Origin of the sequence: Streptomyces sp. NPDC008125, assembly GCF_042957125.1 — a bacterium.
Taxonomy (GTDB): Bacteria; Actinomycetota; Actinomycetes; order Streptomycetales; family Streptomycetaceae; genus Streptomyces.
The window spans coordinates 174,762-201,586 of sequence record NZ_JBIBHR010000003.1 but is presented as its reverse complement, the minus strand read 5'-3'; the positions used below and the strand labels follow the sequence as shown (position 1 = coordinate 201,586).

Here is a 26,825-nt window from a genome sequence, read left to right as displayed (position 1 = left end):
CGCCGTGCCCCACGGCCCCGGGGCGCGGGTCTATCGTGAACACATGGCCACTCCCGAACTCATCCGTATCGTCTCCCGCGACTCACCCATGGCCCTGGCCCAAGTGGAACGCGTACGGGCCGAACTGGCGGCGCTGCACCCCGGTATCGCCACCGAGGTCGTCCCCGTGAAGACGACCGGGGACAAGTGGCTGGGGGACCTCTCGCAGGTGGACGGGAAGGGTGCGTTCACCAAGGAGGTCGACGCGGCGCTGCTCGCCGGGGAGGCCGATCTCGCGGTGCACTGCGTGAAGGACGTGCCCGCGGACCGGCCGTTGCCGGCCGGGACGGTGTTCGCGGCGTTCCTGAAGCGCGACGACGTACGGGACGCCCTCGTGCACCCCGGTGACCTCGCGCTCGACGAGCTGCCGGAGGGGACCCGTATCGGGACCTCGTCCGTACGCCGGATCGCGCAGTTGTCGGCCTCCCACCCGCACCTGGAGTGCGTACCGTTCCGGGGCAACGCCAACCGGCGGCTGGAGAAGCTGGCGGCCGGCGAGGCGGACGCGCTGCTGCTCGCCGCGTCCGGGCTCGCGCGCATCGGGCGTTCCGACGCCGTCTCCGAGGTGCTCTCCACGGAGGCGATGTGCCCGCCGATCGGGGCCGGGGTGCTCGCACTCCAGTGCCGTGAGGGCGACAGCGCCACCATCGACGCGGTCAGCGACCTCAACCACTCCGACACGTATCGGGAGATGACCGCCGAGCGGATGTTCCTGCACGTGCTCCAGGGACACTGCAACAGCCCGATCGCCGGTTACGCCACGGTCGGGGGCAACGGCGAACTCTCCTTGCGCGCCTGCGTGTTCACCCCGGACGGCAAGACGGTCCTGAACGCCCACGAGTGGGCCGGCCCGCTCGACCCCGCCACCCTCGGCACCTCCGTCGCGGTCACCCTGCTGCGCCAGGGCGCCCGCGAGCTGATCGACTCCATCGAGCACTGACACCGGCCCGGGGCGAACGGCGGCGAGGACGGCATGGAACTGGGCGGGGAACAGGTCCTGCTGCGGCCGACGACCGACGGCGACACCGGGACACTCCACCGGGTCGTACGCGAACCGGAGGTCGCGGCCTGGTGGTCACCGCCCCCGGACAGCTACCGGGACAAGCTGGCCATCGTCTTCGAGGGCGAGGTCGTCGGCGCCATCCAGTTCAGCGAGGAGAACGACCCGCAGTTCCGCCGTGCCGGCATCGACGTCTTCCTGACGACGAGGCTGCGCGGAAGAGGGCTCGGTACCGACGCGGTGCGCACACTGGCCCGGTGGCTGGTGAGCGAACGCGGACACCACCGGCTGACCATCGACCCCGCGGCGGCCAACACCTCGGCGATCCGCTGCTACGGCAAGGTCGGGTTCAAGCCGGTGGGCATCATGCGGGCGTACTGGCACAACGAGCGGACGGGCGCCTGGGAGGACGGCCTGCTGATGGACCTGCTCGCCGACGAACTGACCTGAGCGTCCCCCGCAGGGCCACGTCATCCGGTTGCCGGTGCAGGCCTCCTGCGCCGACGAGACCTTGGTGGTGGGTGCTCCTCAAGCGCTCCGGCTCGCGGAGAAGCCGGTCGACGCCGTCGGCCTGCCCCCCGAGACCCCCGCGACGAGCGACAACCTCGATCCGACCTCGTGGTTCGGCGAGGAGGGAGCGGAGGGGCGGTCCGCCGCCCGGCCGGGACCGTGGAGCGAGGACCTCGACACGGCGTTCCACGTCGCCCTGTACCTGCGCGCGGCACAGCACTCCGTGCGGCGGGGATGCCCCATCGTCCTCACCTGACGGCCCCAGCTGGCTCCGCCATCGAACCGCCCACCGAACCGACCGTCGAGACATGACACATACGAGTGAATTTCCGGGGTGCGATCGACGCCTCGTCCCGCCCCGAGCAGTGGGCCGCCACCACGCGTTCGACGCTCTCCGCAGCCCCTTCCGACCCCGCCGTCTCCCGCCACCCCACCCGTGCGGGACGACGGGCCTCTTCCGGGAGGTGCGATTCCGGTTCACGGTACGGAATCAGGTTCTACCGGGCTTCACACGGCATTTCGCTGTCGGCGAGAGGCGACGTCCGGCGGGTGGGGCGTCCGTACCTTCGGAGCGCTGAACCGAAGTGTCCGGAGTGTGCGGAAGACAGGGGAGCGCCATGGGAACGCTGGAAGGCAGAACCGCCGTCGTGACGGGCGGTTCCCGGGGGATCGGCCGGGGCATCGTGGAGCGGCTCGCGCGTGAGGGCGCCGAGGTCGTGTTCAACTACGCGCAGAACACCGAGGCGGCCGAGGCGGTCGTCCGCGCCGTCGAGGAAGCGGGCGGCCGGGCACGGGCGTTGAAGCTGGACCTGGCGGCGTCCGGGGCGGCCGAGAAGCTGATGGAGGCCGCCGAGGAGCAGTCGTCCGGTGGCGTGGGCATCCTGGTGAACAACGCGGCTCTGACCTTCACGCCGGCCCCGCTCGCCGCGACCGAGGAGGAGGTCTTCGACCAGGCGTTCGCGGTGAACACGAAGGCCGCGTTCCTCACCCTGCGGTACGCGGCCCGGCACATGCCGGACGGCGGCCGGATCATCAACATCTCGACGCTCAACACCCTGCGAACCGCACCCGGCATCGTGCCGTACCTGGTCAGCAAGGGCGCGCTGGAGCAGCTCACCGCGGGAGCGGCGGCCGAGCTGGGCGCGCGCGGGATCACCGTCAACACCATCTCCCCCGGCGCCACCGACACCGATCTGCTGCGGGGCACCAACCCGGCCGAGGCGCTGGCCACGATCCCGGCCATGACGCCGCTCGGGCGCCTCGGAACGCCCGCCGACATCGCGGCCGTGGTCGCCTTCCTCGCCGGGGACGAGGGCCGCTGGATCACCGGCCAGAACATCCGGGCCACCGGCGGACTGGGCTGACCGCCCCAGGGCAGGCCCGGAGCACGGCGACGGGTCCGGCGGACCGGCGCCTTCGGGTACGCGGGCGTACCGGGCGGCTCCGCTCCGCCGGGCCCTCAGCGCGCGCCGTACGCGCGGATGAAGGCACGGACCCCGTCGACCATGGTCTGCCGAACGCGCTGCGGGTCGGGGTGGGCGGGGACCGGCTGGCGGTCGTAGGCCAGCAGCACGGTGAGGGCGAAGAAGTGGTCGGCGGCCAGGCCCGGATCGTCCGCGTCCAGGAGTCCGGCGGCGGCGAAGTGGGCGAGGCGTTCCGTGAACGCCCTCGCCACGGCCTCCGTGGCGATGTCGTCCTCGGTGGCCGGTGTCCGCAGGCGCTCCTGGGCGACGAGGGCGAACCCGGCGGCGTAGTCGGCGGAGCCGACGATCGTCGTGCCGAGCTCGATCGCCAACGCGGTGAGTGTCTCCTCAAGTTGGGGCACGGTCGCGATCCGTGCACCCTCCGGGAGGTGCTCGTCGAGCGCCCGGCCCACGGTCACCAGCAGCGACTGGGAGACGTCGGAGAGGATGGCGAGGAAGAGGCTCCGCTTGTCCCCGAAGTAGTCGTAGACGGTGCGCTTGGAGACTCCGGCACGGGCCGCTATGGCGTCCATGCTGACGCGGTCCACGCCTTGGTGCACGAAGAGGTCCCGCGCGGCGGCGAGGATCGCCCGCCGCTTCTCCAGGGATCCCTCCCGCACCGTTTTCACCGTGCCGCCGGCCGTGGCCGCGGGCGTGCCCGTGGGGCCCGCCGGGCCGACCGTGCCCGGCGCGCTCGCCGCTCTCGTACCGCCTGCGCTCATCCTTGCCTCCCCGAACAGGCTACACCGGGCGGTGTAGCCGTCACTACACTGCACGGTGTAGTGTCCCCGCATGACTGCGACCCCGGTGGCCTCCACGGCCACGCCCGAGGTGACCGATCGGCGACTGACCCTCATCGGCCTGGTGCTGGCACTCGGTACGTTCACCACGCTCCTCGACACCACGATCGTCACCATCGCCCTCGACCACCTGCACACGGTCTTCCACGCCACGGTGGCCCAGACCCAGTGGGTGTCGACGGGCTACCTGCTGGCGTTCGTCTCGGTGATCCCGGTCAGCGGCTGGCTCTCCGAACGGTTCGGCGCGCGCGACGCGTGGATGTTCGCCATCGGCGCCTTCCTCGCCGGTTCGCTGCTCTGCGGTCTCGCGGACTCCCTGCCCGAACTCGTCGCGTTCCGGGTGGTCCAGGGGATCGGCGGCGGCATGGTCATGCCGATCACGCTCTCGCTCATCACCCGGGCGGCCGGCCCGGAGCGGATCGACCGCGCCACGGCGGCGGTCGCGCTCCCCGGCCTGCTCGGGCCGCTCCTCGGTTCGGCGCTCGGCGGCGCCGTCGTGCAGTCGCTGAGCTGGCACTGGCTGTTCTTCCTGAACGTGCCGGTCTGCCTCGCCGCCCTCGTCCTCGGCCCGGTCCTGCTGCCCGCCACCGCCGGACGACGGGGCCACCGGCTCGACGTGCCCGGGTTCCTGCTGCTCACGCCCGGGGTCGTCGCCGTCGCGTACGGCATCAGCCGGACGTCGGGGGCCGACGGTTTCGCGGACGCCTCCGCCTGGCTGCCGCTCGCCGCCGGTGCCGCGTTGCTCGCCGTCTTCGCGGTGCACTCGCTGCGGGCCCGCCGCCCTGCTCTCGTCGACGTGCGGATGTTCGCCCGGCGCAGCTTCGGCCTGGGGAGTGCCATCACCTTCGCGAGCGGGTTCACCACCTACGCGCTGTCGTTCCTGCTCCCGCTCTTCTACCAGCAGGTCCGTGGGGCGACGGTGCTCCATACCGGTCTGCTGCTCGTCACGCAGGGGCTCGGCACGATGTTCTTCGTGGTGGCCCTGCGTACCGTCGCCGCCCGGCTCGACGGACGCCTGGTCGTCGCCGCCGGGGTGGGGCTGGCGATGCTCGGTACGGTGCCGTTCGCCCTCGCGGACACCCACGGCGGTACGCCGCTGCTGCTGGCCGGGCAGTTCGCTCAGGGACTCGGCTTCGCCGCGACCACGTTCCCGGTGATGACGCTCGCCTTCTCGAACCTGAGCCACGACGAAGCCCCGCGCGGCAGTGCCGCGTTCAGTGTCGTACAGCGCGTCGGGGCGCCCTTCGGCGTGGCGGTGGTCGCCGTCGTCCTGCAGACCCGCCTCGGGGGCGCGACCACCGCGTCGGAGAGGCTCGCCGCGTTCTCGGGCGCGTTCTGGTGGACCTTCGGGCTGAGCACGGTCCCGCTCCTCCTCGCCTTCCTCCTCCCGTCGAAACGGGGGGCGGGGGCGGAGGCCGCAGCGCAGGAGGTCAGGCCGGCCTGACGAGCCGGCCGCTCACGACGGCCGGAAGAGACGTGGGCATCTCGTCGGTGACCCAGGCGAATTCCAGGGCCGCGAGCGTGCCTCCCCGGTCCGTCCACACGAGGATCTCGCCGACGAAGGCGCCGGACGGATCGTGGACGTGAGCATCCACGGGCACGATCTCCTCCCGCATCCCCGCGTGCGCGCACGGTTCCCGGACCCGCAGGTCGACGCTCACGGAGTCGGGTGCCCAGAGGGCGACCACCTCGGCGCCGTCCAGCTGACTCCGCAGGTGCGACGCGCCCGCGAACTCCGCCGACAGGACGTGTTCGAGCACGGCTCGCTCGTCGGCGTTCAGCGGGCGCGGGTCGATGGGAAGCGGGGCCATGCCCCCATTCTGAGAGGCGGGCGCAACCAGCGAAGACCAGCCCCGCCCCCGCCCCTGCCCCGGCGTCGCCCGGGGCCCACCGGCAGCGGCCTGCTCGCTCACGGGTCGCTCACGGATCGCTCATGGGCGGGCCTCGTCGCGGCGGTTCGCGCCCGCAGGGGGGTGCCCACCGCACCGGTCGCCCTTCCCGTTCCAGTGATCAATGCCGCTCCGGCAGGTTGGTGAACGTGTGTCTGGTGGTAGGTGACGGATGACGACGTCCGGTCGGGAGACGTACCCGTCGAACAGGCCCTACTGTGCAGGTCACGCACACCGCACGGGACTCGTCCCGCGCGCACGCGTCGCCAGTCGGTGCCCTCGGCCCTCCCCGCTCCGGTCAAGCCAACGGTCAGCCCCGCCCGTTCTCCCGAGAAGAGACCACCATGCCCCAAGCGCCCGCCCTCATAGGCAAACTCGCGGAATCCGCCATGGGCCGCCGTGCGCGCGTACTCGATGTCCAGCAGCCCGCCCCCGGCTTCCTCGAACTCACGCTGAGCGCGGAGTCGCCGCCCGGCGGCTGGCATCCCGGGCACGAGATCCAGTTCCGGGTCACCCCCACCCTGAGCCGCCGCTACACGGTACGGACCGTGGGTGAGCCCGGCACCGGAACCGGCGACACCCGAGGCACCGACGGCACCCGAGACACCGGCCGTGGGGCGGCCGGGGCCGAGCGCATTCGCATCCTCGTCGACACCGAGTCCCAGGGCCCCGGCGCCACTTGGGTGGGCCGACTGCGCTCCGGTACCGAGACCGTGATGCTGGCCGGCCGGCACCGCCCCCTCCGCGAGACCGGGGGCCGACGCCTCTACCTCGGTGACGGCTCCGCACTCGGCACCCTCGACGCCTACGCGCGGGCGGACGAGCAGTCCCTCGTGGCCATCGAGGTACCGCCGCCCGCAGTCGGGGCCCTGGCCGCCCGCTGGCCCCGGTACCACTTCCTGCCCGTCACCAAGGCTCCTGGCGACGCGCTCTTCGCCTGGCTCGAACGCGCCGCGGGCGAGGGTGAGTTCTCCCGGCTCGACGGTGCGATGCTGCTGGGACACGCACAGTCCATCCAGCGCCAGCGGGCCGCCCTGGTCGACAGCCGGATACTGCCGCGCCGCGCCGTCACCACCAAGCCGTACTGGGCCACCGGCAAGGCAGGTCTCTGAGCCCCGCTCCACCTGCTCCCCACGATCCGGATCCCGACGCCCGAGACCCGGGCTCCCCAGAGCCGCACCACCGAGACCCGGGCCGCGCCGCTCGCGCACCGCAGGCAGGCCGACCGCTCGGGCAGACCGGCCGACACCGGCAGACAGGCCGACATCCCGGCCGACTGCCCTGACCGTGTCCGCCTGCGCGGGGAGCGCCAACCGGCAGCAGCAGGTCGAGTCACAGCATGACCACGACGCTGCGTGAGCCAACCCCCATCGGGTGATCCGGGGGCTTTCCTTTCAACCACGCGCGCAGACGGTGCCTTTCACGCCGCAGGCGCACGCCATGCGCGCCCGCGCACCCTCTTCACCGTCGAGTGCGCTCGCCCCTTCGGGGCCGTACCCCGCACCCCGTACCCCCTGCCCCGCACCCCGCGCCCCGCACCGAGCACCCGGAGCTCAAGCGTCGGGATCCGAGCGCTCTTAACAAGGAATGGCTGGAGGGGACTGTTTTCCCACCCACCCACCCTGGCCGTGAGAAGCCGCTCGCGGAGCGCCATCCACAGCCACCCACAGCCACCCGCAGCCGCCCGCCGAAAGCCGGTCACGGGGAGCCCCACACGGGGAGCCGTTCACACGGGGCCGCTCGCAGGAGCCCCTCGCAGGGGCCCCTCGCGGACAGCGCGCCCGCCCGGACCGACGGGCCGAACACCCCGCCCCGGGGCGGCAATCGCCCAGGTCCAGACCCCGCACGCGTCACCCCCGCGCACGCACCTAATCCCCCGGGGTGACAATTGGTGATCGGCTTGCGACACACTGTGTCGGCGATCTAGCGTTCGCCTCAACCAGACCTCACAAGTCGACCCCTGCCGGTGCGCAATACCGGGCAGGGGCCTGACCAGCAAGATCGAAAGAGGCGATCCAGATGGCTGCCGCCCAGCTTAGTGCCGCACCCGTGGCCCCGCACGGCCCCTTGCCCCGCACCGCGCACCCGATGTCCAACCCCGGGTACGGCAAGCGTTCCGCCCCGAACCAAAAGCCGCCTTCCGCACGCGATTTCGCACACCTGGAGCCCCGAGAAGCCGCGATCGCCACGTACATCGACCAGCTGCCGGACGGCTCCGACATCTCGGTGAAGACCCTCGCCAAGCTCCTCCCCTACGGACAGTGCGCGATGGGGACCGCGCTCAGGAGGCTCCAGGCCGCCGGGCACCTGCACCGCGACGAGATCGTCGTCGCCAACGAGACCTCGCTGCTCTGGGTGACCCGTACGCACTTCTCCCGTACCGCCCGCGACGCCGACTGGTGGAACACCTTCCTCCGGGGCGACGTACCGGCGGAGCCCCGACGGTCGACGCGCTCGCGGGCGTTCATCCTGCTGGCGGCGCTCGGCGAGGTCAACCGGTCGCTGGCGCTCCCCGAGGCCGCCTGCGCGATGCTGGAACCGCAGGTCACCGAGTGGTTCGAGCGGGGCGCCGACGAGGCCGACCTGCTCCACGCGCTCACCAGCGGGCTGCCGTCCCCCGTCCACCACGCGCCCTCCTTCGTCCGGCGCCGGCTGATCGACAAGCTTCCGCCGGTCCGGATCGCCGCGCCGCCGCCCCCGCCCGCACCGTCCGCCCGACGCGCCGCCGAATGCCGCGAGTGCAAGGCCCCCGGCCCCGAGGGCGCCCTGCTCGGCGGTCTCTGCCGACCCTGCCGGGGCGACCTCGCACCCCTGGAAGGCCCGCCGGGTACGGTCCCCCACGACGACGTGCGCAGCCGCATGTCCCAGGTCCGCGCGGCCCTGATCCCCCGCCAGGACCGTCCCCGGGGCCGCGCCGGTGTGACCGTCCGCCGGCGGGGTGGCCAGAACCGCGCCACCCCGCCGGCCGGGACGAGCTGAGGGGCCACCCGCCGCCGCGAACCACCCGGACGGGCAACGTCAGCGACCACCACGCGCGTTGAGCCGGGCGGCCTGGCGCGTCAGGTGGTCGCGCTCGGCGAGGTCGGGGGCCCTGTGCGCCGCCTCGGCGTACAGCCGTGCCGCCTTCGCGAGGTCGCCGTCGCGCTCGTGGAGGTAGGCCGCCACGGCGGTGTGACGGGGCAGCGAGTCGTCCAGCGCCGCGAGTGCCGCCAGCCCCGCGCGCGGGCCGTCGGCCTCACCGACGGCGACCGCACGGTTCAGCCGGACGACCGGGCTGTCGGTCAGGCGCGCCAACTCGTCGTACCACTCGACGATCTGGGGCCAGTCCGTCTCCTCCGCGGTGGGCGCGTCGGCGTGCAGAGCCGCGACGGCGGCCTGGGCCTGGTACTCGCCCAACCGGTCGCGGGACAGGGCCGCCTGGAGAATTCCCACCCCCTCGGCGATCGCCCCGGTGTCCCACCGCCCCCGGTCCTGCTCGGCGAGCGGCACCAGGCTGCCGTCCGACGCGGTGCGCGCGGCGCGCCGGGCATGGTGGAGCAGCATCAGCGCGAGCAGCCCGGACACCTCGGGGTGGTCGATACGGGCCGCGAGCTGCCGGGTGAGCCGGACGGCCTCGGCGGCGAGGTCGACGTCGCCGGAGTAGCCCTCGTTGAAGACCAGGTAGAGGACGCGCAGCACGGTACCGACGTCGCCGGGCCGGTCGAACCGCACGCCGGAGACGGTGCGCTTCGCCCGGCTGATGCGCTGCGCCATGGTCGCTTCCGGCACCAGGTAGGCGCGGGCGATCTGCCGGGTGGTGAGGCCCCCGACGGCACGCAGGGTCAGCGCGACCGCCGACGCCGGGGTCAGCGAGGGATGGGCGCAGAGGAAGTAGAGCTGGAGCGTGTCGTCCACCGCGGGCGCGGGCCCCGGCAGGGGCTCCTCCTCCACCCGGACCTCGCGGTGGCGGCGGGCGGTCTCCGCCCGGGTCGCGTCGAGGAACCTGCGCCAGGCGGCCGTGACCAGCCAGCCCCTCGTATCGCGAGGAGGGTCGGCCGGCCAGACGCGTACCGCCTGGAGCAGCGCTTCCTGCACGGCGTCCTCGGCCGCCGCGAAGTCGGCTCCGCGGCGGACGAGGACGGCGAGCACGCCGGGCGTGAGACTCCGGAGCAGAGCCTCGTCCAACGCCTCGCCCGCCGCCTCGCCCATCGGCGAGGTCACTCCGTGATGGTGGGGTGGTGCGAGCCCATGAAGGGGCGCAGCTCCAGCCACTCGTGGATCGGTGCGCCACCCGCGCCGGGGGCGGCCGAGAGCTCCCCGGCCAGCTCGACGGCGCGCTCGTAGCTGTCGACGTCGATCACCATCCACCCCGCGATGAGGTCCTTGGTCTCGGCGAACGGGCCGTCGGTGACCGGCGGGCGCCCCTCACCGTCGTAACGGACCCAACTTCCCTCGGGTGCGAGCGCCTGGCTGTCGACGTACTCGCCGGTCTTCTCCAGCCGGGCCGCGAAATCGTTCATGTACTGGATGTGGGCCGAGATCTCCTCCGGGGTCCACTTGTCCATCGGCACGTCGTTGGCCGGTGCCGGGGCGCCGCGGTAGTGCTTGAGCAGCAGGTACTTGGCCATGGTCTCTCTCCTCGCTGCGGCGACCGTGTTCGTCCTCGGCCGCGTTCGTCGCTTTCACTACGGGGACGGAGCCGGTCACCGGTTCTCGACATCGCCGGGCAGGAAACTTTCCCCGACCTCGCCCGGGCCTCTCCCGCGACCCCTCCCAGCGTGGTGCCCGGTCCTTCCCGTGTCCAACGAACGCCACGGACAACGGGTACGACGCCCGGCCGTTCCGGTCAGGCGGAGCCGACCGGCCCACCCGCGCCGGCACGGCCGCCCGCCGCGTAGTCGCGCAGCTCCAGCGCCGCGTTGATGCCGCGCCCCTCCTCGCCGGAGGCGAGCGTCGGCTCGGCCAGGGCCCTGTTGCGCGCCGCGAGGGCCTCGGCCGTACGCGGCGCGAGGACGGCGAGGCCGCTGTGCGCGAGCGCCTGGTTGGCCTCCACGAACTCCCGCAGCCCGCTCTCGTACGCGGCGAACGCGGCCCTGTGGTCCTCCCGCGCGGCCAGTTCACCGGCGAGGACGTACGCACCGATCAACGCGATGCTCGACCCCTGCCCGGAGAAGAAGGACGGGGCGTACGCGGCGTCGCCGACGAGCGCGACCCGCCCCGTGGACCAGGACGGCAGGTGGATCTGCCCGGCCACGTCGAAGAAGAGGTCGTCCGCCCCGCGCATCGCGGCGACCATGCGCGGGACCTCCCAGCCCTCGTCGGCGAAGACGGAGGCGACGAGCTCGCGCTGGGCGGCCGGGTCGCGGAACGCCGCCGTCGGCACGGTCCCCGGCACCAGGTCCGAGGCGAACACCAGGAAGCCGTGCAGGTCCTCGGTCTCCTCGACGGCGTACAGGACCGCGCCCCTGCCCGGGGTGTTGCGGATGACACCCTCGTGGCTGAGGCCGAAGTCGTTGGGCAGGGTGAAACCGGCGAAGCTCTGGCCGAGGGAGCGGTGGTAGCGCTCCTCGGGCCCCATCACCAGCCCCCGGGTGTGCGAGTGGATGCCGTCCGCCCCCACGACCAGGTCGAACGTACGTCGGGCCCCGCCCCGGAACACCACGTCCACGCCCCCGTCGGGCCCGTCGCCCCGGTCGTCCAGCGTCGCGATCGAGTCGCCGAAGAGGAACTCGACGTCGTCGCGGACGAGGCCGTACAGGAGGTCGGCCAGATCGCCCCGGCGCACCTCCACGTCCCGGCCGTCCACCCCGCCCGTCATGGTCTCCGGCCGGAGCGCGGCCCGTACCGAACCGTCCGGGTCCAGGAACGACACCTGCCGGCTGTCCACGTGCGCGTCCCGCAGCCGGGGCAGCAGCCCCATCCGCTCCACGACCTGCAGGGCGGTGCCCCGGATGTCGATGGGGTAGCCGCCGCCGCGTACCGCGTCCGCCTTCTCGACCACTGTGACCGCGAAGCCGTACCGGTGGAGCCAGTAGGCCAGCGCGGGGCCCGCGATGCTGGCGCCGGAGATCAGGACGCCGCGTCCGCGGGGCGCGGGGGTGCCGGTACCGGCGGCCGTACCGCGACCGGATTCCGTACCGTAGGTGCTGGTCATGAGGAGTCCCCTCTCGACAGGTACGCGGGCGGTCACCATCTACGTACCTTAGGTATCTTCCTTGCGGGCGCGAAAAGCCCGTGAAGTGATGCTGCGGACCCAACCATATACCTAACTTAGGTATTCAAAGGAGTGGCATGAGCGCCCAGGAGCCGCACGCGGCAGACCTCGACGACCCCGAAAGCGGTTCCGACGCGGCGTTCGATCTCGTGGCCGAGATGCTGCCGCGCATGGCTCAGCTCAGCAACACGCTCAACAAGGGGCGACTGCCCGAGCACGCCATGGAGACCGCCGGACTCGCCCTGGAGCGGCCGTCGATGTCCGTCCTGGTCACCCTGCACATGGCCGGGGCCCCGCTGCGCATCGGCGAGATCGCGGCGCGCATGCAGGTGGTCGGGCCGCACGTCACACGCCAGGTCAACGGGCTGGAGAAGCGCGGCCTGGTCCGCCGCGTCACCGACCCCGACGACCAGCGCGCCCGGCTCATCGAGCCGACCCCGGAAGGCGCGGCGGGCGCCGAACGCTACATGCGGACCATTCTCGGCTGGTTCGGCGGAGCGCTCGCCGACTGGTCCGACCGGGACCGGCGGGAGCTGGGGCGGCTGCTGGGGCGGCTCGTGGACGACTTCACCCGCCACCTGTCGGCGCTGGACGCGGAGTAGACGGCGCGGCGGGTCGTCCCTCGCACACCCCGCCAGGAAGTACGGGACATCCTTCGGAGCACCCGGAGAAACACTTCGGCCCCCAGGACGAATCCTGGGGGCCGAAATCACAGCTGGACGCTGCGGGGGTGGAACCACCGATCCCTGAAGGGGATCAGAAGTCCATGTCACCGCCCGGCATGCCACCCGGGGCGGCCGCGCCGGCCTTCTCGGGCTTGTCGGCGATGACGGCCTCGGTGGTGAGGAAGAGCGCGGCGATGGAGGCGGCGTTCTGCAGAGCGGAGCGCGTGACCTTCGCCGGGTCGAGAATGCCCTCGGCGATCATGTCGACGTACTCGCCGGTCGCGGCGTTGAGGCCGTGACCGATCGGCAGGTTGCGGACCTTCTCCACGACGACGCCACCCTCGAGACCACCGTTGACGGCGATCTGCTTGAGCGGGGCCTCGAGCGCGAGCTTGACGGCGTTGGCGCCGGTGGCCTCGTCGCCCGTCAGGTCGAGCTTGTCGAAGACGGCGGACGCCTGGAGCAGAGCCACGCCACCACCGGCGACGATGCCCTCCTCGACGGCGGCCTTGGCGTTGCGCACCGCGTCCTCGATGCGGTGCTTGCGCTCCTTGAGCTCGACCTCGGTGGCGGCACCGGCCTTGATGACGGCCACGCCGCCGGCCAGCTTCGCCAGACGCTCCTGGAGCTTCTCGCGGTCGTAGTCCGAGTCGGAGTTCTCGATCTCGGCACGGATCTGGTTGACGCGACCCTGGACCTGGTCGCTCTCACCGGCGCCGTCGACGATCGTCGTCTCGTCCTTGGTGATGACGACCTTGCGCGCGGAGCCCAGCAGGTCGAGACCCGCGTTCTCCAGCTTGAGGCCGACCTCCTCGGAGATGACGGTGCCACCGGTGAGGATGGCGATGTCACCGAGCATGGCCTTGCGGCGGTCACCGAAGCCCGGGGCCTTGACGGCGACGGACTTGAAGGTGCCACGGATCTTGTTGACGACCAGGGTCGACAGGGCCTCGCCCTCGACGTCCTCGGCGATGATCAGCAGCGGCTTGCCCGACTGCATGACCTTCTCCAGCAGCGGAAGGAGGTCCTTCACGTTGGAGATCTTCGAGTTGACGATGAGGATGTACGGGTCGTCGAAGGACGTCTCCATACGCTCCATGTCGGTCGCGAAGTACGCCGAGATGTAGCCCTTGTCGAAGCGCATACCCTCGGTGAGTTCCAGCTCCAGACCGAAGGTCTGGGACTCCTCGACGGTGATGACGCCTTCCTTGCCGACCTTGTCCATCGCCTCGGCGATCTTGGCGCCGATCTCGGTGTCGGCGGCGGAGATGGAGGCGGTCGAAGCGATCTGCTCCTTGGTCTCCACGTCCTTGGCCTGCTCCAGCAGAGCGGCGGAGACGGCCTCGACGGCCTTCTCGATGCCCCGCTTGAGGGCCATCGGGTTGGCACCGGCGGCGACGTTGCGCAGACCCTCGCGGACGAGCGCCTGGGCGAGGACGGTGGCGGTGGTCGTACCGTCGCCGGCGACGTCGTCCGTCTTCTTGGCGACCTCCTTGACCAGCTCCGCACCGATCTTCTCGTACGGGTCCTCGAGCTCGATCTCCTTGGCGATGGAAACACCATCGTTGGTGATCGTGGGCGCGCCCCACTTCTTCTCGAGGACGACGTTACGGCCCTTGGGGCCGAGGGTGACCTTGACGGCGTCGGCGAGCTGGTTCATCCCGCGCTCGAGACCGCGCCGTGCCTCCTCGTCGAACGCGATGATCTTGGCCATGTGAAGTGGTCCTCCCGGACAGGGGTGGATTGCTCCGGACCGAGAGGCGCCCGCGACGGACGGCCTGCGTGCCCGGCGGTTCCTTGCCCCGCCGCGCCTGCGGGCCTCACCGGCCCGGTCCAAGTTTCTGTCACTCTCACCTGGAGAGTGCTAACGCCAATGATTAGCACTCGACCCCTGCGAGTGCAAGCGTCCTCCACGTCCTGGGGACAAGCTCCGGCCACGCCGCGGGCGGCCCGCAGCCGCTCTCCGGACAGCCTCCGGGCCCCAAGAGGCCCTTCCCCGCCCGCGAAACACGAACGCACGCAGGGCCCGCACCCCTGACGGGGGACGGGCCCTGCGTGCGTGAGAAGTGTCGTTGCCGACCGCGTCCGATCTCAGCCCACGGCGAGCTTGACCATGTCCGCCTGCGGCCCCTTCTGGCCCTGCGAGATCTCGAATTCAACTCGCTGACCCTCTTCGAGGGTGCGGTATCCGTCCATCTGGATCGCGCTGTAGTGGACGAAAACATCCGCACCACCGTCGACCGCGATGAAGCCGTACCCCTTCTCCGCGTTGAACCACTTGACGGTGCCCTGAGCCATGCCTAACTCCCCTATTTCTGGCCCCTGCACAGGACCGCACTTCGCGGACCCGGGTCAGAACTCACCCTCCGACAGGAGAGGGTGCGTGCGCCGGAACGCGTCGACCGCGGCCGAATGTATCTGCCCAACTGCCCTCTGCAACAGGTCAATCGGACGAGAATTCTGGTCGCGGCGGAACGCCCGAACATGAAGATTTGTTAAGAATTTTGGGCAAGTCGGGCCAGACAAAGGCCATTTAAGGCACAGAGGGCTTCCGGACTTTGGCTGCATCTTGTCGCGCGGCGGCGCGATCTCACGCACGCCCGGCACGGGCGGCGGAGGGGGCTTCCCCAACTGTACCCCGCTCAACCCTACGGAATTGCCCCCTCCGCGTCGTACGCGAAGGGGGCAACGGTGCGCTGTGGAACGGCGGTCGCGGCCCTGCCGCAGGGCGGGGCGGGACCGGGCGCCGGAGTCAGCAGCCGCCGGCGACGGCGGGGATGATCGAGACGCCGGCGCCGTCCGGCGTGGCCGCCTGGAGGCCGCCCTCGAAGCGGACGTCGTCGTCGTTGACGTACACGTTGACGAAGCGGCGCAGCTTGCCCTGGTCGTCCAGGACGCGCGCGGCGATGCCCGGGTGGTCCTTCTCCAGGGACTCGATGACCTCGGAGAGGACGGTGCCCTCGGCCGAGACCTCGGCCTGGCCACCGGTGTACGTGCGCAGGATGGTGGGGATGCGGACCTTGACGCTCATGGGGATTGCCTTCCTCGGTTCTCGGGTGGTCAGTGGGCTGCGAGACCCGCGTCGCGGAACGCGTCCAGGCTCGGGCGGATGGTCGCCGTCAGGCCGGTCGTCGGGGAGACGGCGTCCAGGGTCTTCAGGCCGTCGCCGGTGTTCAGGACGACGGTGGTCAGGGTCGGGTCGAGCAGGCCGGCCTCGATCAGCTTCTGCGTCACGCCGACGGTCACCCCGCCCGCGGTCTCCGCGAAGATGCCCTCGGTGCGGGCGAGCAGCTTGATCGCGTCGACGACCTGCTCGTCGTCGACGTCCTCCACCGCGCCGCCGGTGCGGCGGGCGATGTCCAGGACGTACGGGCCGTCGGCCGGGTTGCCGATCGCGAGCGACTTGGCGATCGTGTTCGGCTTCTGCGGGCGGACCACGTCGTGGCCGGCCTTGAAGGCGGTGGAGACCGGGGAACAGCCCTCGGCCTGGGCGCCGAAGATCTTGTACGGCTTGTCCTCGACGAGACCGAGCTTGATCAGCTCCTGGAGCCCCTTGTCGATCTTGGTGAGCTGGGAGCCGGACGCGATCGGGATGACCAGCTGGTCCGGGAGCTGCCAGCCGAGCTGCTCGCAGATCTCGTACGCGAGGGTCTTCGAGCCCTCGCCGTAGTACGGGCGGAGGTTGACGTTGACGAAGCCCCAGCCCTCGCCCAGCGGGTCGCCGATGAGCTCGGAGCAGAACCGGTTCACGTCGTCGTAGTTGCCGTCGATGCCGACGAGTTCGCCGCCGTACACCGCGGCCATGACGACCTTGCCCTCTTCCAGGTCGTGCGGGATGAACACGCAGGAGCGGAAGCCGGCCCGCGCGGCGGCGGCACCGACCGCGCCGGCGAGGTTGCCGGTGGAGGAGCAGGAGAGGGTGGTGAAACCGAAGGCGCGGGCGGCCTCGACGGCGATCGCGACGACACGGTCCTTGAAGGAGTGCGTCGGGTTGCCGGAGTCGTCCTTGACGTACAGGGCGCCGGTGACGCCCAGCTCGCGGGCGAGGTTGTCGGCCTTGACCAGCTTGGTGAAGCCGGGGTTGATGTTGGGCTTGTCGGCGACGTCGGCGGGCACCGGCAGCAGCGGCGCGTAGCGCCAGATGTTGTTCGGGCCGGCCTCGATGCGCTTCTTCAGCTCCTCGGGGGAGCCGCCCGGCAGGTCGTACGCCACTTCGAGTGGCCCGAAACAGGACGCACAGGCGAAAATGGGACCGAGTTCGAAGCGTTCGCCGCACTCGCGACAGGAAAGCGCGGTGGCGGGACCGAGGTCCACGGACGTGCCGGAATTCGCTGCAATGGTCTGAACAGCCATGATGGCGGAGGCCCTTTCTCCTCATCTTCCTCGCGACGCATTTCGCCGCAAGACGGAATTGGCACCTTCCCCACCGTGGCCTCGCGGCCGGCGGGAGGGTTGCCGGGACTTCAACGGGCCGTTCCCTCAGTCCCTCTGGATGAGCGCTATGGCACTGGACCGTGCGATCCAGGCGTTTGTCCGCCCTCCGACCCCGAGATGCGAAGGCGGTGAGCGTTGTTCAAGACTGTAACCGAAGCACCCGACGGTTGAGGTAGTCGTCCGAACCGCGAGATGGATCACACGCAGGGAGTATCGCCCGTGCTGGATGAGGTCGACAGCTGGCTGAACCGCCGTTCCTGGGCAGTCTCCGACCGTCCGCTGGACCGCCTCCTGGCGGCCAGGAGGCGGTACCCGCGGGGCTCCTCCGTGAGCGTCGTCCTGCCCGCGCTGAACGAGGAGGCGACGGTCGGCGACATCGTCCGGACCATCCGCCACGAGCTCATGGAGCAGGTCCCGCTCGTCGACGAACTCGTGGTGATCGACTCCGGTTCCACCGACGCCACCTCCGCCGTCGCCCGCGCGGCCGGAGCCCGGGTGGTGCACCGCGACGCGATCCTCCCCCGGATACCCGCCGTCCCCGGCAAGGGCGAGGTGCTCTGGCGGTCGCTCTTCGTGACCAGCGGCGAGATCGTCTGCTTCGTCGACGCCGACCTCAAGGACTTCTCCGCCGATTTCGTCTCCGGCATCATCGGCCCGCTGCTCACCGACCCGGGCATCCAGTTCGTCAAGGCGATGTACGACCGGCCGCTGGAGACGGCGGACGGCCACGCGCCGGCCGGTGCGCCCGCGCAGGGCGGCCGTGTCACCGAACTGGTCGCACGCCCGCTGCTCAATCTGCACTGGCCGGAACTGGCCGGCTTCGTCCAGCCGCTGGGCGGCGAGTACGCGGTCCGGCGCCCGCTCCTGGAACAGCTCGCGTTCCCGGTCGGCTACGGCGTGGAGCTGGGGCTCCTGGTGGACGCGCTGCACACCGTGGGGCTCGACGCCCTGGCCCAGGTCGACGTCGGGGTCCGCCGCCACCGCCACCAGGACGGGCAGGCGCTGGGACGGATGGCCGCCGCGATCTACCGGACCGCGCAGCTGCGGCTCTCCGTGGGACATCTGGTGCGCCCGGTGCTGACCCAGTTCGAACGCAACGAGGACGGTTTCCGGCCACACACCTACGCGGTGGACACCGAGGAACGGCCGCCGGTCCGGGAGATCCCCGAGTACACCGCGAGACGCGCCGCCTGACCCGGCCCGGGTTCTCCCGCCCGGCTGCACGGCACGAGGTGCCGCCCCACCCGGCGCGGCCCCGCGTCGAGCACACCGCGAGACGCACCCCCCGACCCGGACCGGCCTCGAACACGTTTGGGGGGTTACGTATCGGGCTAGGTTCCGCTACATGGTCTCCGAGCACGCCGCCCAGGTCCTCGTCGCGTCCAATCGCGGCCCCGTGTCGTACACGCTGAACGACGACGGTTCCCTCGACTCACGCCGCGGCGGAGGCGGGCTCGTCTCCGGGCTGAGCGCCGTCGACGACAAGGTGTGGGTCTGCGCCGCACTCGGCGACGGCGACCGCGAGGCGGTCCGGCGCGGGGTCGGCGAAGAGGGCGTCCGGATGCTGGACATCGACGCCGCCGTGCACGCCGACGCGTACAACGGCATCGCCAACTCCGTGCTCTGGTTCGTCCACCACCTGCTCTACCAGACCCCCGTCGAGCCGGTCTTCGACGACGAGTTCCGGCGCCAGTGGGCCGCGTACGAGACGTACAACCGGGCCTTCGCCGAGGCGCTGGCCGAGGAGGCGGGCGAGGGCGCCGCCGTGCTGGTGCAGGACTACCACCTCGCGCTGGTCCCCGGGATGCTCCGCGAGCTCCGCGCCGACCTGCGCATCGGCCACTTCTCGCACACCCCGTGGGCGCCGGTGGACTACTTCCGGCTGCTCCCCGACGACATCGGCGAACAGCTGCTGCGCGGCATCCTGGGCGCCGACCGGGCGGCTTTTCTCACCCGCCGCTGGGCCGACGCGTTCATCGGCTGCTGCACCGAGATCCTCGGCGGCACCAGCGGGACCCGCATCGGCGTGCACGGGCTCGGCGCGGACGGCGACTTCCTGCTCGCCCGCTCGCACGAGCCGGACGTGGACGAGCGGATGGCCGCGCTGCGCGAGCAGGTCGGCGGCGACGGCAGCCGGAAGACGATCGTCCGGGTCGACCGGACCGAGCTGTCCAAGAACATCGTGCGCGGGCTGCACGCCTACCGCACCCTCCTCGACAACCACCCCGAGTGGCGCGAACGCGTCGTGCACATCGCCTTCGCCTACCCCTCCCGCCAGGATCTGGCGGTCTACCGCGCATACACCTCCGCCGTCCAGGAGCTGGCCGACGAGATCAACAAGACGTACGGCACCGACACCTGGACCCCGGTCGTCCTGCACGTGAAGGACGACTTCGCCCGCTCGCTGGCCGCCTACCGGCTCGCCGACGTGGCGCTGGTCAACCCCATCCGGGACGGCATGAACCTGGTCGCCAAGGAGGTCCCGGTCGTCTCGGACCACGGGGTCGCCCTGGTGCTCTCCCGCGAGGCCGGGGCGTACGAGGAGCTGGGCGCCGACGCGCTGGTGGTGAACCCGTACGACGTGAGCGCCACGGCCGAGGCCCTGCACGAGGCGCTGACGATGGACGACACGGAACGCGCCGCGCGGTCGGAGCGCCTCGCGGAGGCCGCGACGGCGCTGCCGCCGCAGGCGTGGTTCCTCCAGCAGCTGGAGGCGCTGCGGGAGGGGTGAGACGCCCCTGGCCCGGGGCGGCTGCCGGTCTCAGACGTTTTCGGCCACAGCCGCCAGCAGCGCCGCGACCTGTGCCGGACCCGGCACGATCAGGTCGGCGCGGGAGGCCAGCTCGGGCACCTCGGTGCCCCCGCTGCACACCAGCAGGCCCGGCACCCGGTCCGGACCGCCCGAACGCAGTTTCTCCACGGCCGCGAAGGCCGCGACGTCGCCGAGGTCGTCGCCCGCGTAGAGCAGCGACCCGGCCCCCACCTCGGCCGCGTACTCGGTGAGCGCGACGCCCTTGTCGACCCCCGGCGGGCGCAGCTCCAGGACCTGGCGGCCCGGCTCGACGATCAGCCCGTGGAGCGCGGCGAGCCGGCCGAGGGGCTCGCGCAGCAGCTCGAAGGCGGCCTGCGGGTCGGTGGCGCGGCGGGTGTGGACGGCGACGGCCTGCCCCTTCTCCTCCACCCAGGCACCCTTCAGTACCTCGGGCCCGTCGAGCAGGGCGGGCAGCTCCGCGCGGACGGCGGCGAGACCGGGGTGCGGCGGCGGGGCGGCCACCTCGCCGGAGGCGGCGTCCCAGCGCTCGGCGCCGTAGTGGCCGAGCACCACCAGGTGCTCCAGGCCGGGGACCCCCGCGAATCCGCCGTGCGCGACCGCGACGGCGGCGGGGCGGCCGGTGATCACGACCACGGACGCGATCTTCGGCGCGAGCGCGGCGAGCGCGGGCAGCACGTCGGCGTGGGCCCGGGCCTGCTCGGGATCGGGCACGATGTCGGCCAGAGTGCCGTCGAAGTCGAGCGCCACCACCGCCCGGTCCGGACGGGCCAGCAGCGCGGCGAGCCCTTCGCGGCCCGCGTCGGTGGTCGGAGTCGGTACGTGGTCCAGGTGGCTGCCCATGGTCCGACCCTAGCGGGGGACGTGCGGGCCTGCCGAGGCCGCACCCCGCATCCCCGCACGCCCGGACGGGTGCCCGGCCCCGCCCCGTAGGCTCGGAGGGAGGGTGCGTGGGACAGCAGCAAGGAGCACGAGCATGGACGACCCCATCCAGCAGGTCGAGTACGAGCAGATGCTGCTCAGCCGCCACATCTTCCTGCGCACCGCCAACGGGCGGCGCAAGGACGACGTGCTGGAGCGGAGCGCCTACGTCCTGCTCAGCCGCATCCGCGTACAGGGGCCCATGTCCATCAAGGAGCTGAGCGACGCCTTCGGGCTCGACTCGTCCACCCTCAACCGGCAGACCGCCGCCGCGATGCAGGCCGGTCTGGTGGAGCGCATCCCGGACCCGTCGGGGGGCATGGCCCGCAAGTTCCGGATCACGCCGGAAGGCGCGCAGCGGCTCGACGTGGAGCGCGACAAGAACGCGAGCGGACTCGGGCTCGTGCTGGAGAAGTGGTCCGTGGAGGACGTGGAGACGTTCGCCGCCTACCTCAAGCGGTTCAACACCGACATCGAGCGGCTCTCGGGACGGCCCTGGCCCCGTCCGTAGGACGTGCGCGGGCGCGGGGCGCCGGCACTGTCCCCGGTACGGGTCGCTCGTGCGGGTGAGGCGGGAGCCCGGGCGCCCGCCCTCAGCGCCGGTTCCGTTTGGCTTCCCTGACGCGGCGCAGGCGGTTGACCGTGACGGGGTCCGCCTCCAGGGCGCGGCGGTCCTCGATGAGGGCGTTCACCAGCTGGTAGTACCGGACCGGCGAGAGGCCCAGCTCCTCGCGGATGGCGCGTTCCTTCGCGCCGGGGCCCGCCCAGGAACGCCGCTCCAGAGCCAGCAGCGCGCGGTCGCGGTCGGAGAGCGCGCCGGTGTTCGCGCTCTCTTCGCTACGGGCGCTCCCGTCGTCGCCGGTGGCATCGCCGCCGGTGGCCTCGGGTTCGGGGGTGCCGGAGATTCCGTTTCCGTGCTCGGGGGCGGTCATGCCGACCAACCTAACGCGCACCCCGGACAGTGCCACCGGAGCGGCCCCACCACGCGCGGACTTTTGTATGCACACGATACAAAGCGGAATAGTGGACTAGACCTTTTGAGTTCAGCGGGCGAAACTGTCCCCCGTGAGACATGTCATCGCCCTCGATGTGGGCGGCACGGGAATGAAGGCCGCGCTGGTCGGAGCCGACGGCACCCTCCTGCACGAGGAGCGACGGGCCACCGGGCGGGAGCGCGGCCCGGAAGCGGTGGTCGAGACCATCCTCGGGTTCGCCGCGGAGCTGCGCGCTCACGGCGAGGAGCACTTCGGGGAGGCCGCGGTGGCGGCCGGGGTGGCCGTTCCGGGCATCGTCGACACCGACCGGGGGATCGCGGTCTACGCCGCCAACCTCGGCTGGCGCGACCTGCCCCTGCGCGACCTGCTCGGCGAACGGCTCGGCTCCATCCCCGTCGCGCTCGGCCACGACGTCCGTACCGGAGGGCTCGCCGAGGGCCGCGGCGGGGCCGGACGCGGCGCCGACCGCTTCCTCTTCGTCGCCCTCGGCACCGGCATAGCCGGGGCCATCGGGATCGACGGGGTCGTCGAGGCCGGCGCGCACGGCAGCGCGGGGGAGATCGGTCACGTCGTGGTCCGGCCGGACGGCCCGGAGTGCGGCTGCGGGCAGCGCGGCTGCCTGGAGACGCTCGCCTCCGCCGCGGCCGTCAGCCGTGCCTGGGCCGCCGCCTGCGGCGACCCCGCCCAGGACGCGGCGGACTGCGCGCGGGCCGTCGACGCGGGCGACCCCAACGCCCTGCGCGTCTGGGCCGACGCCGTCGACGCACTGGCCGCCGGGCTGGTCACCGCGATCACCCTGCTGGACCCGCGCACGCTCATCATCGGTGGCGGTCTCGCCGAGGCGGGGGAAACCTTGTTCACACCACTGCGTGCGGCCGTCGAGGGACGCATCACGTTCCAGACACTGCCCCACATCGTTGCGGCGGCCCTCGGGGACACCGCCGGATGCCTGGGCGCGGGGATGCTCGCCTGGGACCTACTCGCCACGGAGGTATCCGTCTGATGGCCGGACGCGCAGACAGCACGGTTCTCACCGGTGCCCGGGTCGTACGGCCCGGCGGCATCGAGGAGAACGGCCGGTTGGCCGTCGAGGGCGCACGGATCGCCGACGCGGCCCCCGAGGACGCCCGGACCCTCGACCTGACCGGGCACTGGGTCGTCCCCGGTTTCGTGGACATGCACAACCACGGCGGCGGGGGCGCGTCCTTCACCGCCGGTTCGGTGGACCAGGTGCTGACGGGCGTACGGACGCACCGCGAGCACGGCACCACCACGGTCGTCGCCTCCACCGTGACCGACAGCCTGGACTTCCTCGGCCGCTGGGCCGGGGCCCTCTCCGAGCTGGCCGAACAGGGCGAGATCGCGGGCATCCACTTCGAGGGCCCCTTCATCTCTCCCTGCCGCAAGGGCGCGCACAGCGAGTCCCTGCTCCGCGCCCCCGACCCGGCCTCCGTCGGAGCCCTGCTGAAGGCCGCGCGCGGCACGGCGAAGATGATGACGCTCGCCACCGAACTGCCCGGCGGGCTCGACTCGGTACGGCTCCTCGCCGAACAGGGCGTCATCGCGGCGATCGGCCACACCGACGCCACCTACGAGCAGACCGTCGAGGCCATCGACGCGGGCGCCACCGTCGCCACCCACCTCTACAACGCGATGCCCGCGCTCGGCCACCGCACCCCGGGCCCGATCGCGGCGCTGCTGGAGGACGAGCGGATCACCGTCGAGCTGATCAACGACGGCACCCATCTGCACCCGGCGGCGCTGGAGATGGCCTACCACCACGCGGGCGCCGCCCGGGTCGCGCTGATCACCGACGCCATGGACGCGGCCGGCTTCGGCGACGGCCAGTACCAGCTCGGCCCGCTCGCGGTCGAGGTCAAGGACGGCGTCGCCCGGCTGGTGGAGGGCGGTTCGATCGCCGGGTCCACGCTCACCCTGGACACCGCGTTCCGGCGGGCCGTGACCATCGACCGCATCCCGGTCGAGGACGTCGTCCGGTCGATCTCCGTCAACCCCGCCCGGCTGCTGGGCCTGTACGACCGGATCGGCTCGCTGGAGACCGGCAAGGACGCCGACCTGGTGGTGCTGGACGAGGCGTTCGCCCTCACGGGCGTCATGCGCAGGGGCGAGTGGATCGTCGAGCCCAAGGGGGCCTGAACGGGGGGACCGGCACGGGAGCTTCTGCGCGGGGGCTTGCACGGGGGCTCGCACGGGGGTTCGCAGGGGGAGTTCGCACAGGGAGCCGGAAACCCTCTCATCCCACTCGTATGACCGGAAATCGCCACGCGCGAAAGGGCGTTGCCGCCACCGGTCCCGTGGGTCACGCTGTCCACATGTTGATCAGGGAAGCCACCGCGGAGGACTGGCCTGCCATCTGGCCCTTCTTCCAGACGATCGTCGCCGCCGGCGAGACCTTCACCTACCCCGTCGACCTCGACCAGGACCAGGGCCGTGACTGGTGGTTGCCGGCGCTCCCGAGCCGCACGGTCGTCGCCGTGGACGACTCGGGAGCCGTCCTGGGCACCGCGAAGATGAACCGCAACCACCAGGGCAACGGCTCGCACGTCGCGAGCGCCAGCTACATGGTCGACCCGGCGCACTCAGGGCGGGGCGTGGGGCGGGCGCTGTGCGCGTACACCGTGGACTGGGCGCGTGAACAGGGGTACCGCGCCATGCAGTTCAACGCGGTGGTGGAGACGAACGTCCACGCGGTGAAGCTCTACGAGTCACTGGGGTTCGAGGTCATAGGCACCCTGCCGGAGGGATTCAGGCACCCGGAGGACGGGTACGTCGGGCTGCACATCATGCATCTGCGGCTCTGAGCGGGGCGGGACGATCCCGACCGCCCGCGCGGCTCCCTCGGCGGCTCCCTCGGCGGCTCCCTCGGCGGCTCCTTCGGCGGCTCCTTGGCGTACGAGGCGTACGAGGGGGTGGACGACCGCTGCTCGCCCTCCGGACACCCTCTGGGCCCGTTGCCGTCTCTTTGGCATGATCACGGGAATGACGACGCTCCCTCGGCACGGCACGCCCTGCCTCCGGAACGCCGCATTCCAGTACGCGGGACCGGCAAGCGGCCCGGCGAACGAGAGAGAAGGACCGGGGGGCGAGTCCAGGTGATCCTGACCGTCACGCTGAACACCGCACTCGACGTGACCTACACCGTCGCGGATCTCGTCCCGCACGGCAGCCACCGGGTGAGCGACGTGATCGAACGGCCCGGCGGCAAGGGCGTCAACGTCGCCCGGGTGCTCGCCGAGCTCGGACACCGCACGGTCGTCACGGGGTTCGCCGGCGGCCGCACCGGAGCGCTGGTACGCGAACTGCTCGCCCCGCTGGGCCCCGAGGACGCGCTCGTCCCCGTCGCCGGCGACACCCGCCGCACCGTGACCGTCGTCGAACGCTCCAGCGGACGCGCGACCCGGCTCGACGAGCCCGGCCCCGAGGTCGGACCCGCCGAGTGGGCCGCCCTGCTGCACACGTACGAGGAGCTGCTCGGCGGTGCCACGGCCGTGGCACTCTGCGGCAGCCTGCCACCGGGCATACACGTCGGCGCCTACGCGGAACTCGTCCGCCGCGCACGCGCCGCCGGGATACCGGTGCTGCTGGACACCGGAGGGGAACCGCTGCGCCGGGGGATGGCCGCCCGGCCCGACCTCGCGAAGCCGAACGCCGACGAGCTCGCCCGCCTCACCGGCTCCCGGGAGCCCCTGCGCGCCGCCCGCGACGCCCGCCGCCGCGGTGCCCGCTCGGTGGTCGCCTCGCTCGGCGCGGAGGGCCTGGTCGCCGCCACCGAGGAAGGGACCTGGCGTGCCGTGCCGCCGTCCGTCGTACGGGGAAACCCGACGGGAGCGGGCGACTCGGCGGTGGCCGGGCTGCTGTCCGGGTTCGCCGAGGGGCTGGCCTGGCCGGAGCGGCTGGCCCGCGCGGTGGCGCTGTCCGCCGCGACCGTACTGGCCCCGGCGGCCGGGGAGTTCGACGCGGACGCCTATGCGGAGCTGTTGCCACGCGTAGGCGTGGAACCGCTCACGTCGGCGCTCTGACCCACCGGCGCCGCGGTCCCGGCGCGGTCCCTACTGCTGCTGTCCGGCCTTCAGCGAGAGCTGGTCCAGGTTGGCGTCGCACTGGTCGCCGACCTCGCAGGAGAGCTTCAGGGTGTTGGAACCCTTCGTGAGGTTGACGTAGGCGTAGGTGTTCGTCCAGCCCTTCGCCGCGTCGCCCTCCGCCGCCTGTGCGTAGTTCTTCATGTTGATGGAGCGGGGCGCCTCGGCGTTGACCGTCAGGGTCGTCTTGGCGTCCTTGCCGGGCACGCCGTAGGTCACGTACAGGGTGTACGGACCGGCCTTCGGCACGTCGACCGTCCAGGTGGCCGAACGGCCGACCTCGTTGAGGCTGATGTATTTACCGCTGGCGCTCTTCGCACCGGGGACGGTGTTGTCCAGGGTGGCCGTGCCACCGAGGGTGAGCGCCGCCGCGTCCTGCTTCGGCAGCTCGACCGGCTCGTCCGAGGTGGTGGGCTCCGGGGACGCCGACGTGCCGGGGTCGCCGGTGGGCGCCACCGAGGACGAGGCCTGGTTCTTCTTGTTGTCCTTGTCGTCGCTGTCGCCCGTGGTCAGAGCGACGCCGATACCGATCAGCACGACCGCGACCACCACGATGGCACCGGCGAGGATGGCCTTCGTGTTGGGTCCGCCACGGCCGCCGTTGCCACCGTTGGCGCCCCGCCCCGCCCCGCCGCCGTGCCCGACCGAGCCGGACGCCGTCACGGCGCCGGCACCGCCGGGGTAGGTCTCGGGGGCCGCGTACTGCGCGGTGGGCCGGCCGTACTGCTGCTGGCCGTGCTGCTGCTGGCCGTAGGGCTGCTGGGGCTGGCCGTACTGCTGCGGGGGCTGCTGGCCGTACGCCTGCTGCGGCGGGACCTGCCCGTACTGGCGCTCACCGACGGCCCGCACCTGGTTGTAGGAGGTCCGGGGGACACCGCGCTGAGCCGCCGGCCCCGGGTAGCCGTAGCCGCCACCGCCGGGCGGCTGGGCGCCCGCCGCCTGCCCGTCCTCGTACAGGTAGCCGAACGGATCGTCGTCCTCGGGCTTGCTCTCGCCGTTGTTCCCGGCCGTCATCCCTGGGTCACTCCTCACCATGTCGCCAGCCG

The 26,825-nt window shown here is 72.1% G+C and carries 27 protein-coding genes and 1 riboswitch; of the genes, 15 read left to right on the top strand and 12 right to left on the bottom strand.

The genetic code is table 11. From position 1 onward, the window contains the following. Positions 1–43: 43 nt before the first annotated feature. From hemC to ACFZAX_RS06150, 4 genes are all read left to right on the top strand, one after another. Positions 44–979 carry a hydroxymethylbilane synthase gene (gene hemC, locus ACFZAX_RS06165; protein ID WP_390959577.1) on the top strand — a complete coding sequence of 312 codons (936 nt, stop codon included), beginning with the start codon at positions 44–46 and terminating at the stop codon, positions 977–979. 33 nt (positions 980–1,012) lie between these two features. Beyond that, positions 1,013–1,489: an aminoglycoside 6'-N-acetyltransferase gene (aac(6'), locus tag ACFZAX_RS06160; protein WP_390959575.1), complete on the top strand. Its 477-nt coding sequence runs from the start codon at positions 1,013–1,015 to the stop codon at positions 1,487–1,489. A 67-nt stretch (positions 1,490–1,556) separates the two neighbouring features. Continuing rightward, complete coding sequence (locus tag ACFZAX_RS06155) at positions 1,557–1,805, top strand: hypothetical protein (protein ID WP_390959573.1); 249 nt, start codon at positions 1,557–1,559, stop codon at positions 1,803–1,805. A gap of 361 nt (positions 1,806–2,166) precedes the next feature. Then, entirely contained in the window at positions 2,167–2,913 is a 747-nt protein-coding gene (locus tag ACFZAX_RS06150) for an SDR family oxidoreductase (RefSeq protein WP_390959571.1), read from the top strand. A 95-nt stretch (positions 2,914–3,008) separates the two neighbouring features. Here ACFZAX_RS06150 and ACFZAX_RS06145 read toward each other — a convergent pair whose 3' ends face one another. Beyond that, a complete protein-coding gene (locus ACFZAX_RS06145; protein ID WP_390959569.1) occupies positions 3,009–3,734 on the bottom strand; it encodes a TetR family transcriptional regulator in 726 nt (241 codons plus the stop codon). 70 nt (positions 3,735–3,804) lie between these two features. Between ACFZAX_RS06145 and ACFZAX_RS06140 the strand changes: the two genes are divergently transcribed. Further along, positions 3,805–5,256: a DHA2 family efflux MFS transporter permease subunit gene (locus ACFZAX_RS06140; RefSeq protein WP_390959567.1), complete on the top strand. Its 1,452-nt coding sequence runs from the start codon at positions 3,805–3,807 to the stop codon at positions 5,254–5,256. Here the strand turns inward: ACFZAX_RS06140 and ACFZAX_RS06135 are convergent. Further along, a complete protein-coding gene (locus ACFZAX_RS06135; RefSeq protein ID WP_390959565.1) occupies positions 5,243–5,623 on the bottom strand; it encodes a hypothetical protein in 381 nt (126 codons plus the stop codon). The two genes, ACFZAX_RS06140 and ACFZAX_RS06135, sit on opposite strands and share 14 nt — an antisense overlap. 422 nt (positions 5,624–6,045) lie before the next feature. On the opposite strand from ACFZAX_RS06135, the gene ACFZAX_RS06130 reads away from it, so the two are divergent. Together ACFZAX_RS06130 and ACFZAX_RS06125 are read left to right on the top strand one after the other, a co-directional pair. Then, the gene (locus tag ACFZAX_RS06130; RefSeq protein ID WP_390959563.1) at positions 6,046–6,813 is read left to right on the top strand and encodes a hypothetical protein; all 768 of its coding nucleotides are present in this window, start codon (positions 6,046–6,048) and stop codon (positions 6,811–6,813) included. A gap of 907 nt (positions 6,814–7,720) precedes the next feature. Further along, the gene (locus ACFZAX_RS06125) at positions 7,721–8,680 is read left to right on the top strand and encodes a hypothetical protein (RefSeq protein WP_390959561.1); all 960 of its coding nucleotides are present in this window, start codon (positions 7,721–7,723) and stop codon (positions 8,678–8,680) included. A 39-nt stretch (positions 8,681–8,719) separates the two neighbouring features. Here ACFZAX_RS06125 and ACFZAX_RS06120 read toward each other — a convergent pair whose 3' ends face one another. The 3 genes from ACFZAX_RS06120 to ACFZAX_RS06110 all read right to left on the bottom strand — a co-directional run bounded on the left by ACFZAX_RS06120 (position 8,720) and on the right by ACFZAX_RS06110 (position 11,834). Continuing rightward, the gene (locus tag ACFZAX_RS06120; protein ID WP_390960066.1) at positions 8,720–9,865 is read right to left on the bottom strand and encodes a DUF6596 domain-containing protein; all 1,146 of its coding nucleotides are present in this window, start codon (positions 9,863–9,865) and stop codon (positions 8,720–8,722) included. A gap of 32 nt (positions 9,866–9,897) precedes the next feature. Continuing rightward, the gene (locus ACFZAX_RS06115) at positions 9,898–10,308 is read right to left on the bottom strand and encodes a YciI family protein (RefSeq protein ID WP_390959559.1); all 411 of its coding nucleotides are present in this window, start codon (positions 10,306–10,308) and stop codon (positions 9,898–9,900) included. Between the two features lie 218 nt (positions 10,309–10,526). Beyond that, entirely contained in the window at positions 10,527–11,834 is a 1,308-nt protein-coding gene (locus ACFZAX_RS06110) for an FAD-dependent monooxygenase (RefSeq protein ID WP_390959557.1), read from the bottom strand. A 137-nt stretch (positions 11,835–11,971) separates the two neighbouring features. Between ACFZAX_RS06110 and ACFZAX_RS06105 the strand changes: the two genes are divergently transcribed. Next, positions 11,972–12,496, top strand: coding sequence for a MarR family transcriptional regulator (locus ACFZAX_RS06105; protein WP_390959555.1), 525 nt, complete (start codon positions 11,972–11,974; stop codon positions 12,494–12,496). A 154-nt stretch (positions 12,497–12,650) separates the two neighbouring features. Here ACFZAX_RS06105 and groL read toward each other — a convergent pair whose 3' ends face one another. The 4 genes from groL to thrC form a co-directional block, all read right to left on the bottom strand. After that, entirely contained in the window at positions 12,651–14,273 is a 1,623-nt protein-coding gene (groL, locus tag ACFZAX_RS06100; protein ID WP_266705879.1) for a chaperonin GroEL, read from the bottom strand. Positions 14,274–14,650: 377 nt separating this feature from the next. Beyond that, positions 14,651–14,857, bottom strand: coding sequence for a cold-shock protein (locus tag ACFZAX_RS06095; RefSeq protein WP_003967346.1), 207 nt, complete (start codon positions 14,855–14,857; stop codon positions 14,651–14,653). Between the two features lie 454 nt (positions 14,858–15,311). Next, on the bottom strand, positions 15,312–15,590 hold the full coding sequence (locus ACFZAX_RS06090; RefSeq protein WP_266705881.1) for a MoaD/ThiS family protein: 279 nt from the start codon (positions 15,588–15,590) through the stop codon (positions 15,312–15,314). Between the two features lie 29 nt (positions 15,591–15,619). Then, positions 15,620–16,912, bottom strand: coding sequence for a threonine synthase (thrC, locus tag ACFZAX_RS06085; protein ID WP_390959553.1), 1,293 nt, complete (start codon positions 16,910–16,912; stop codon positions 15,620–15,622). An 18-nt stretch (positions 16,913–16,930) separates the two neighbouring features. Further along, positions 16,931–17,058: riboswitch (SAM riboswitch) on the bottom strand. 154 nt (positions 17,059–17,212) lie between these two features. Between thrC and ACFZAX_RS06080 the strand changes: the two genes are divergently transcribed. Both ACFZAX_RS06080 and ACFZAX_RS06075 read left to right on the top strand, forming a co-directional pair. Next, positions 17,213–18,187 (top strand): glucosyl-3-phosphoglycerate synthase, encoded by a 975-nt coding sequence (locus ACFZAX_RS06080; protein ID WP_390959551.1) that lies wholly within the window; start codon positions 17,213–17,215, stop codon positions 18,185–18,187. Positions 18,188–18,338: 151 nt separating this feature from the next. Then, positions 18,339–19,724, top strand: a complete 1,386-nt coding sequence (locus ACFZAX_RS06075; protein ID WP_390959549.1) for a trehalose-6-phosphate synthase — start codon at positions 18,339–18,341, stop codon at positions 19,722–19,724. 30 nt (positions 19,725–19,754) lie between these two features. Here the strand turns inward: ACFZAX_RS06075 and otsB are convergent, their stop codons facing one another. Beyond that, complete coding sequence (otsB, locus tag ACFZAX_RS06070; RefSeq protein ID WP_390959547.1) at positions 19,755–20,606, bottom strand: trehalose-phosphatase; 852 nt, start codon at positions 20,604–20,606, stop codon at positions 19,755–19,757. Positions 20,607–20,739: 133 nt separating this feature from the next. Between otsB and ACFZAX_RS06065 the strand changes: the two genes are divergently transcribed. Continuing rightward, positions 20,740–21,195 carry a MarR family transcriptional regulator gene (locus ACFZAX_RS06065; protein WP_390959546.1) on the top strand — a complete coding sequence of 152 codons (456 nt, stop codon included), beginning with the start codon at positions 20,740–20,742 and terminating at the stop codon, positions 21,193–21,195. Positions 21,196–21,277: 82 nt separating this feature from the next. Here ACFZAX_RS06065 and ACFZAX_RS06060 read toward each other — a convergent pair whose 3' ends face one another. After that, complete coding sequence (locus ACFZAX_RS06060) at positions 21,278–21,616, bottom strand: DUF3263 domain-containing protein (RefSeq protein ID WP_390959545.1); 339 nt, start codon at positions 21,614–21,616, stop codon at positions 21,278–21,280. Positions 21,617–21,788: 172 nt separating this feature from the next. On the opposite strand from ACFZAX_RS06060, the gene ACFZAX_RS06055 reads away from it, so the two are divergent. From ACFZAX_RS06055 to ACFZAX_RS06040, 4 genes are all read left to right on the top strand, one after another. Beyond that, positions 21,789–22,682, top strand: a complete 894-nt coding sequence (locus tag ACFZAX_RS06055; protein WP_390960065.1) for an ROK family protein — start codon at positions 21,789–21,791, stop codon at positions 22,680–22,682. Then, positions 22,682–23,836, top strand: coding sequence for an N-acetylglucosamine-6-phosphate deacetylase (gene nagA / locus ACFZAX_RS06050; protein WP_390959543.1), 1,155 nt, complete (start codon positions 22,682–22,684; stop codon positions 23,834–23,836). Before ACFZAX_RS06055 ends, nagA begins: the two co-directional genes overlap by 1 nt. 176 nt (positions 23,837–24,012) lie before the next feature. Continuing rightward, the gene (locus ACFZAX_RS06045) at positions 24,013–24,501 is read left to right on the top strand and encodes a GNAT family N-acetyltransferase (RefSeq protein ID WP_390959541.1); all 489 of its coding nucleotides are present in this window, start codon (positions 24,013–24,015) and stop codon (positions 24,499–24,501) included. 291 nt (positions 24,502–24,792) lie between these two features. Further along, positions 24,793–25,719 (top strand): hexose kinase, encoded by a 927-nt coding sequence (locus ACFZAX_RS06040; RefSeq protein WP_390959539.1) that lies wholly within the window; start codon positions 24,793–24,795, stop codon positions 25,717–25,719. Between the two features lie 30 nt (positions 25,720–25,749). Here the strand turns inward: ACFZAX_RS06040 and ACFZAX_RS06035 are convergent, their stop codons facing one another. Continuing rightward, positions 25,750–26,793, bottom strand: a complete 1,044-nt coding sequence (locus tag ACFZAX_RS06035; protein ID WP_390959537.1) for a carbohydrate-binding protein — start codon at positions 26,791–26,793, stop codon at positions 25,750–25,752. Positions 26,794–26,825 lie beyond the last annotated feature (32 nt).

Coding starts and splice junctions, on each gene's coding strand:
- ACFZAX_RS06115 (WP_390959559.1), bottom strand. CDS start 10,308: ATGGCCAAGTACCTGCTGCTCAAGCACTACCGCGGCGCCCCGGCACCG.
- groL (WP_266705879.1), bottom strand. CDS start 14,273: ATGGCCAAGATCATCGCGTTCGACGAGGAGGCACGGCGCGGTCTCGAG.
- ACFZAX_RS06110 (WP_390959557.1), bottom strand. CDS start 11,834: ATGACCAGCACCTACGGTACGGAATCCGGTCGCGGTACGGCCGCCGGT.
- ACFZAX_RS06060 (WP_390959545.1), bottom strand. CDS start 21,616: ATGACCGCCCCCGAGCACGGAAACGGAATCTCCGGCACCCCCGAACCC.
- ACFZAX_RS06055 (WP_390960065.1), top strand. CDS start 21,789: ATGAAGGCCGCGCTGGTCGGAGCCGACGGCACCCTCCTGCACGAGGAG.
- ACFZAX_RS06045 (WP_390959541.1), top strand. CDS start 24,013: ATGTTGATCAGGGAAGCCACCGCGGAGGACTGGCCTGCCATCTGGCCC.
- ACFZAX_RS06105 (WP_390959555.1), top strand. CDS start 11,972: ATGAGCGCCCAGGAGCCGCACGCGGCAGACCTCGACGACCCCGAAAGC.
- nagA (WP_390959543.1), top strand. CDS start 22,682: ATGGCCGGACGCGCAGACAGCACGGTTCTCACCGGTGCCCGGGTCGTA.
- ACFZAX_RS06035 (WP_390959537.1), bottom strand. CDS start 26,793: ATGACGGCCGGGAACAACGGCGAGAGCAAGCCCGAGGACGACGATCCG.
- ACFZAX_RS06145 (WP_390959569.1), bottom strand. CDS start 3,734: ATGAGCGCAGGCGGTACGAGAGCGGCGAGCGCGCCGGGCACGGTCGGC.
- ACFZAX_RS06095 (WP_003967346.1), bottom strand. CDS start 14,857: ATGGCTCAGGGCACCGTCAAGTGGTTCAACGCGGAGAAGGGGTACGGC.
- ACFZAX_RS06125 (WP_390959561.1), top strand. CDS start 7,721: ATGGCTGCCGCCCAGCTTAGTGCCGCACCCGTGGCCCCGCACGGCCCC.
- ACFZAX_RS06140 (WP_390959567.1), top strand. CDS start 3,805: ATGACTGCGACCCCGGTGGCCTCCACGGCCACGCCCGAGGTGACCGAT.
- ACFZAX_RS06090 (WP_266705881.1), bottom strand. CDS start 15,590: ATGAGCGTCAAGGTCCGCATCCCCACCATCCTGCGCACGTACACCGGT.
- ACFZAX_RS06130 (WP_390959563.1), top strand. CDS start 6,046: ATGCCCCAAGCGCCCGCCCTCATAGGCAAACTCGCGGAATCCGCCATG.
- ACFZAX_RS06065 (WP_390959546.1), top strand. CDS start 20,740: ATGGACGACCCCATCCAGCAGGTCGAGTACGAGCAGATGCTGCTCAGC.
- ACFZAX_RS06135 (WP_390959565.1), bottom strand. CDS start 5,623: ATGGCCCCGCTTCCCATCGACCCGCGCCCGCTGAACGCCGACGAGCGA.
- hemC (WP_390959577.1), top strand. CDS start 44: ATGGCCACTCCCGAACTCATCCGTATCGTCTCCCGCGACTCACCCATG.
- ACFZAX_RS06075 (WP_390959549.1), top strand. CDS start 18,339: ATGGTCTCCGAGCACGCCGCCCAGGTCCTCGTCGCGTCCAATCGCGGC.
- ACFZAX_RS06150 (WP_390959571.1), top strand. CDS start 2,167: ATGGGAACGCTGGAAGGCAGAACCGCCGTCGTGACGGGCGGTTCCCGG.
- thrC (WP_390959553.1), bottom strand. CDS start 16,912: ATGGCTGTTCAGACCATTGCAGCGAATTCCGGCACGTCCGTGGACCTC.
- otsB (WP_390959547.1), bottom strand. CDS start 20,606: ATGGGCAGCCACCTGGACCACGTACCGACTCCGACCACCGACGCGGGC.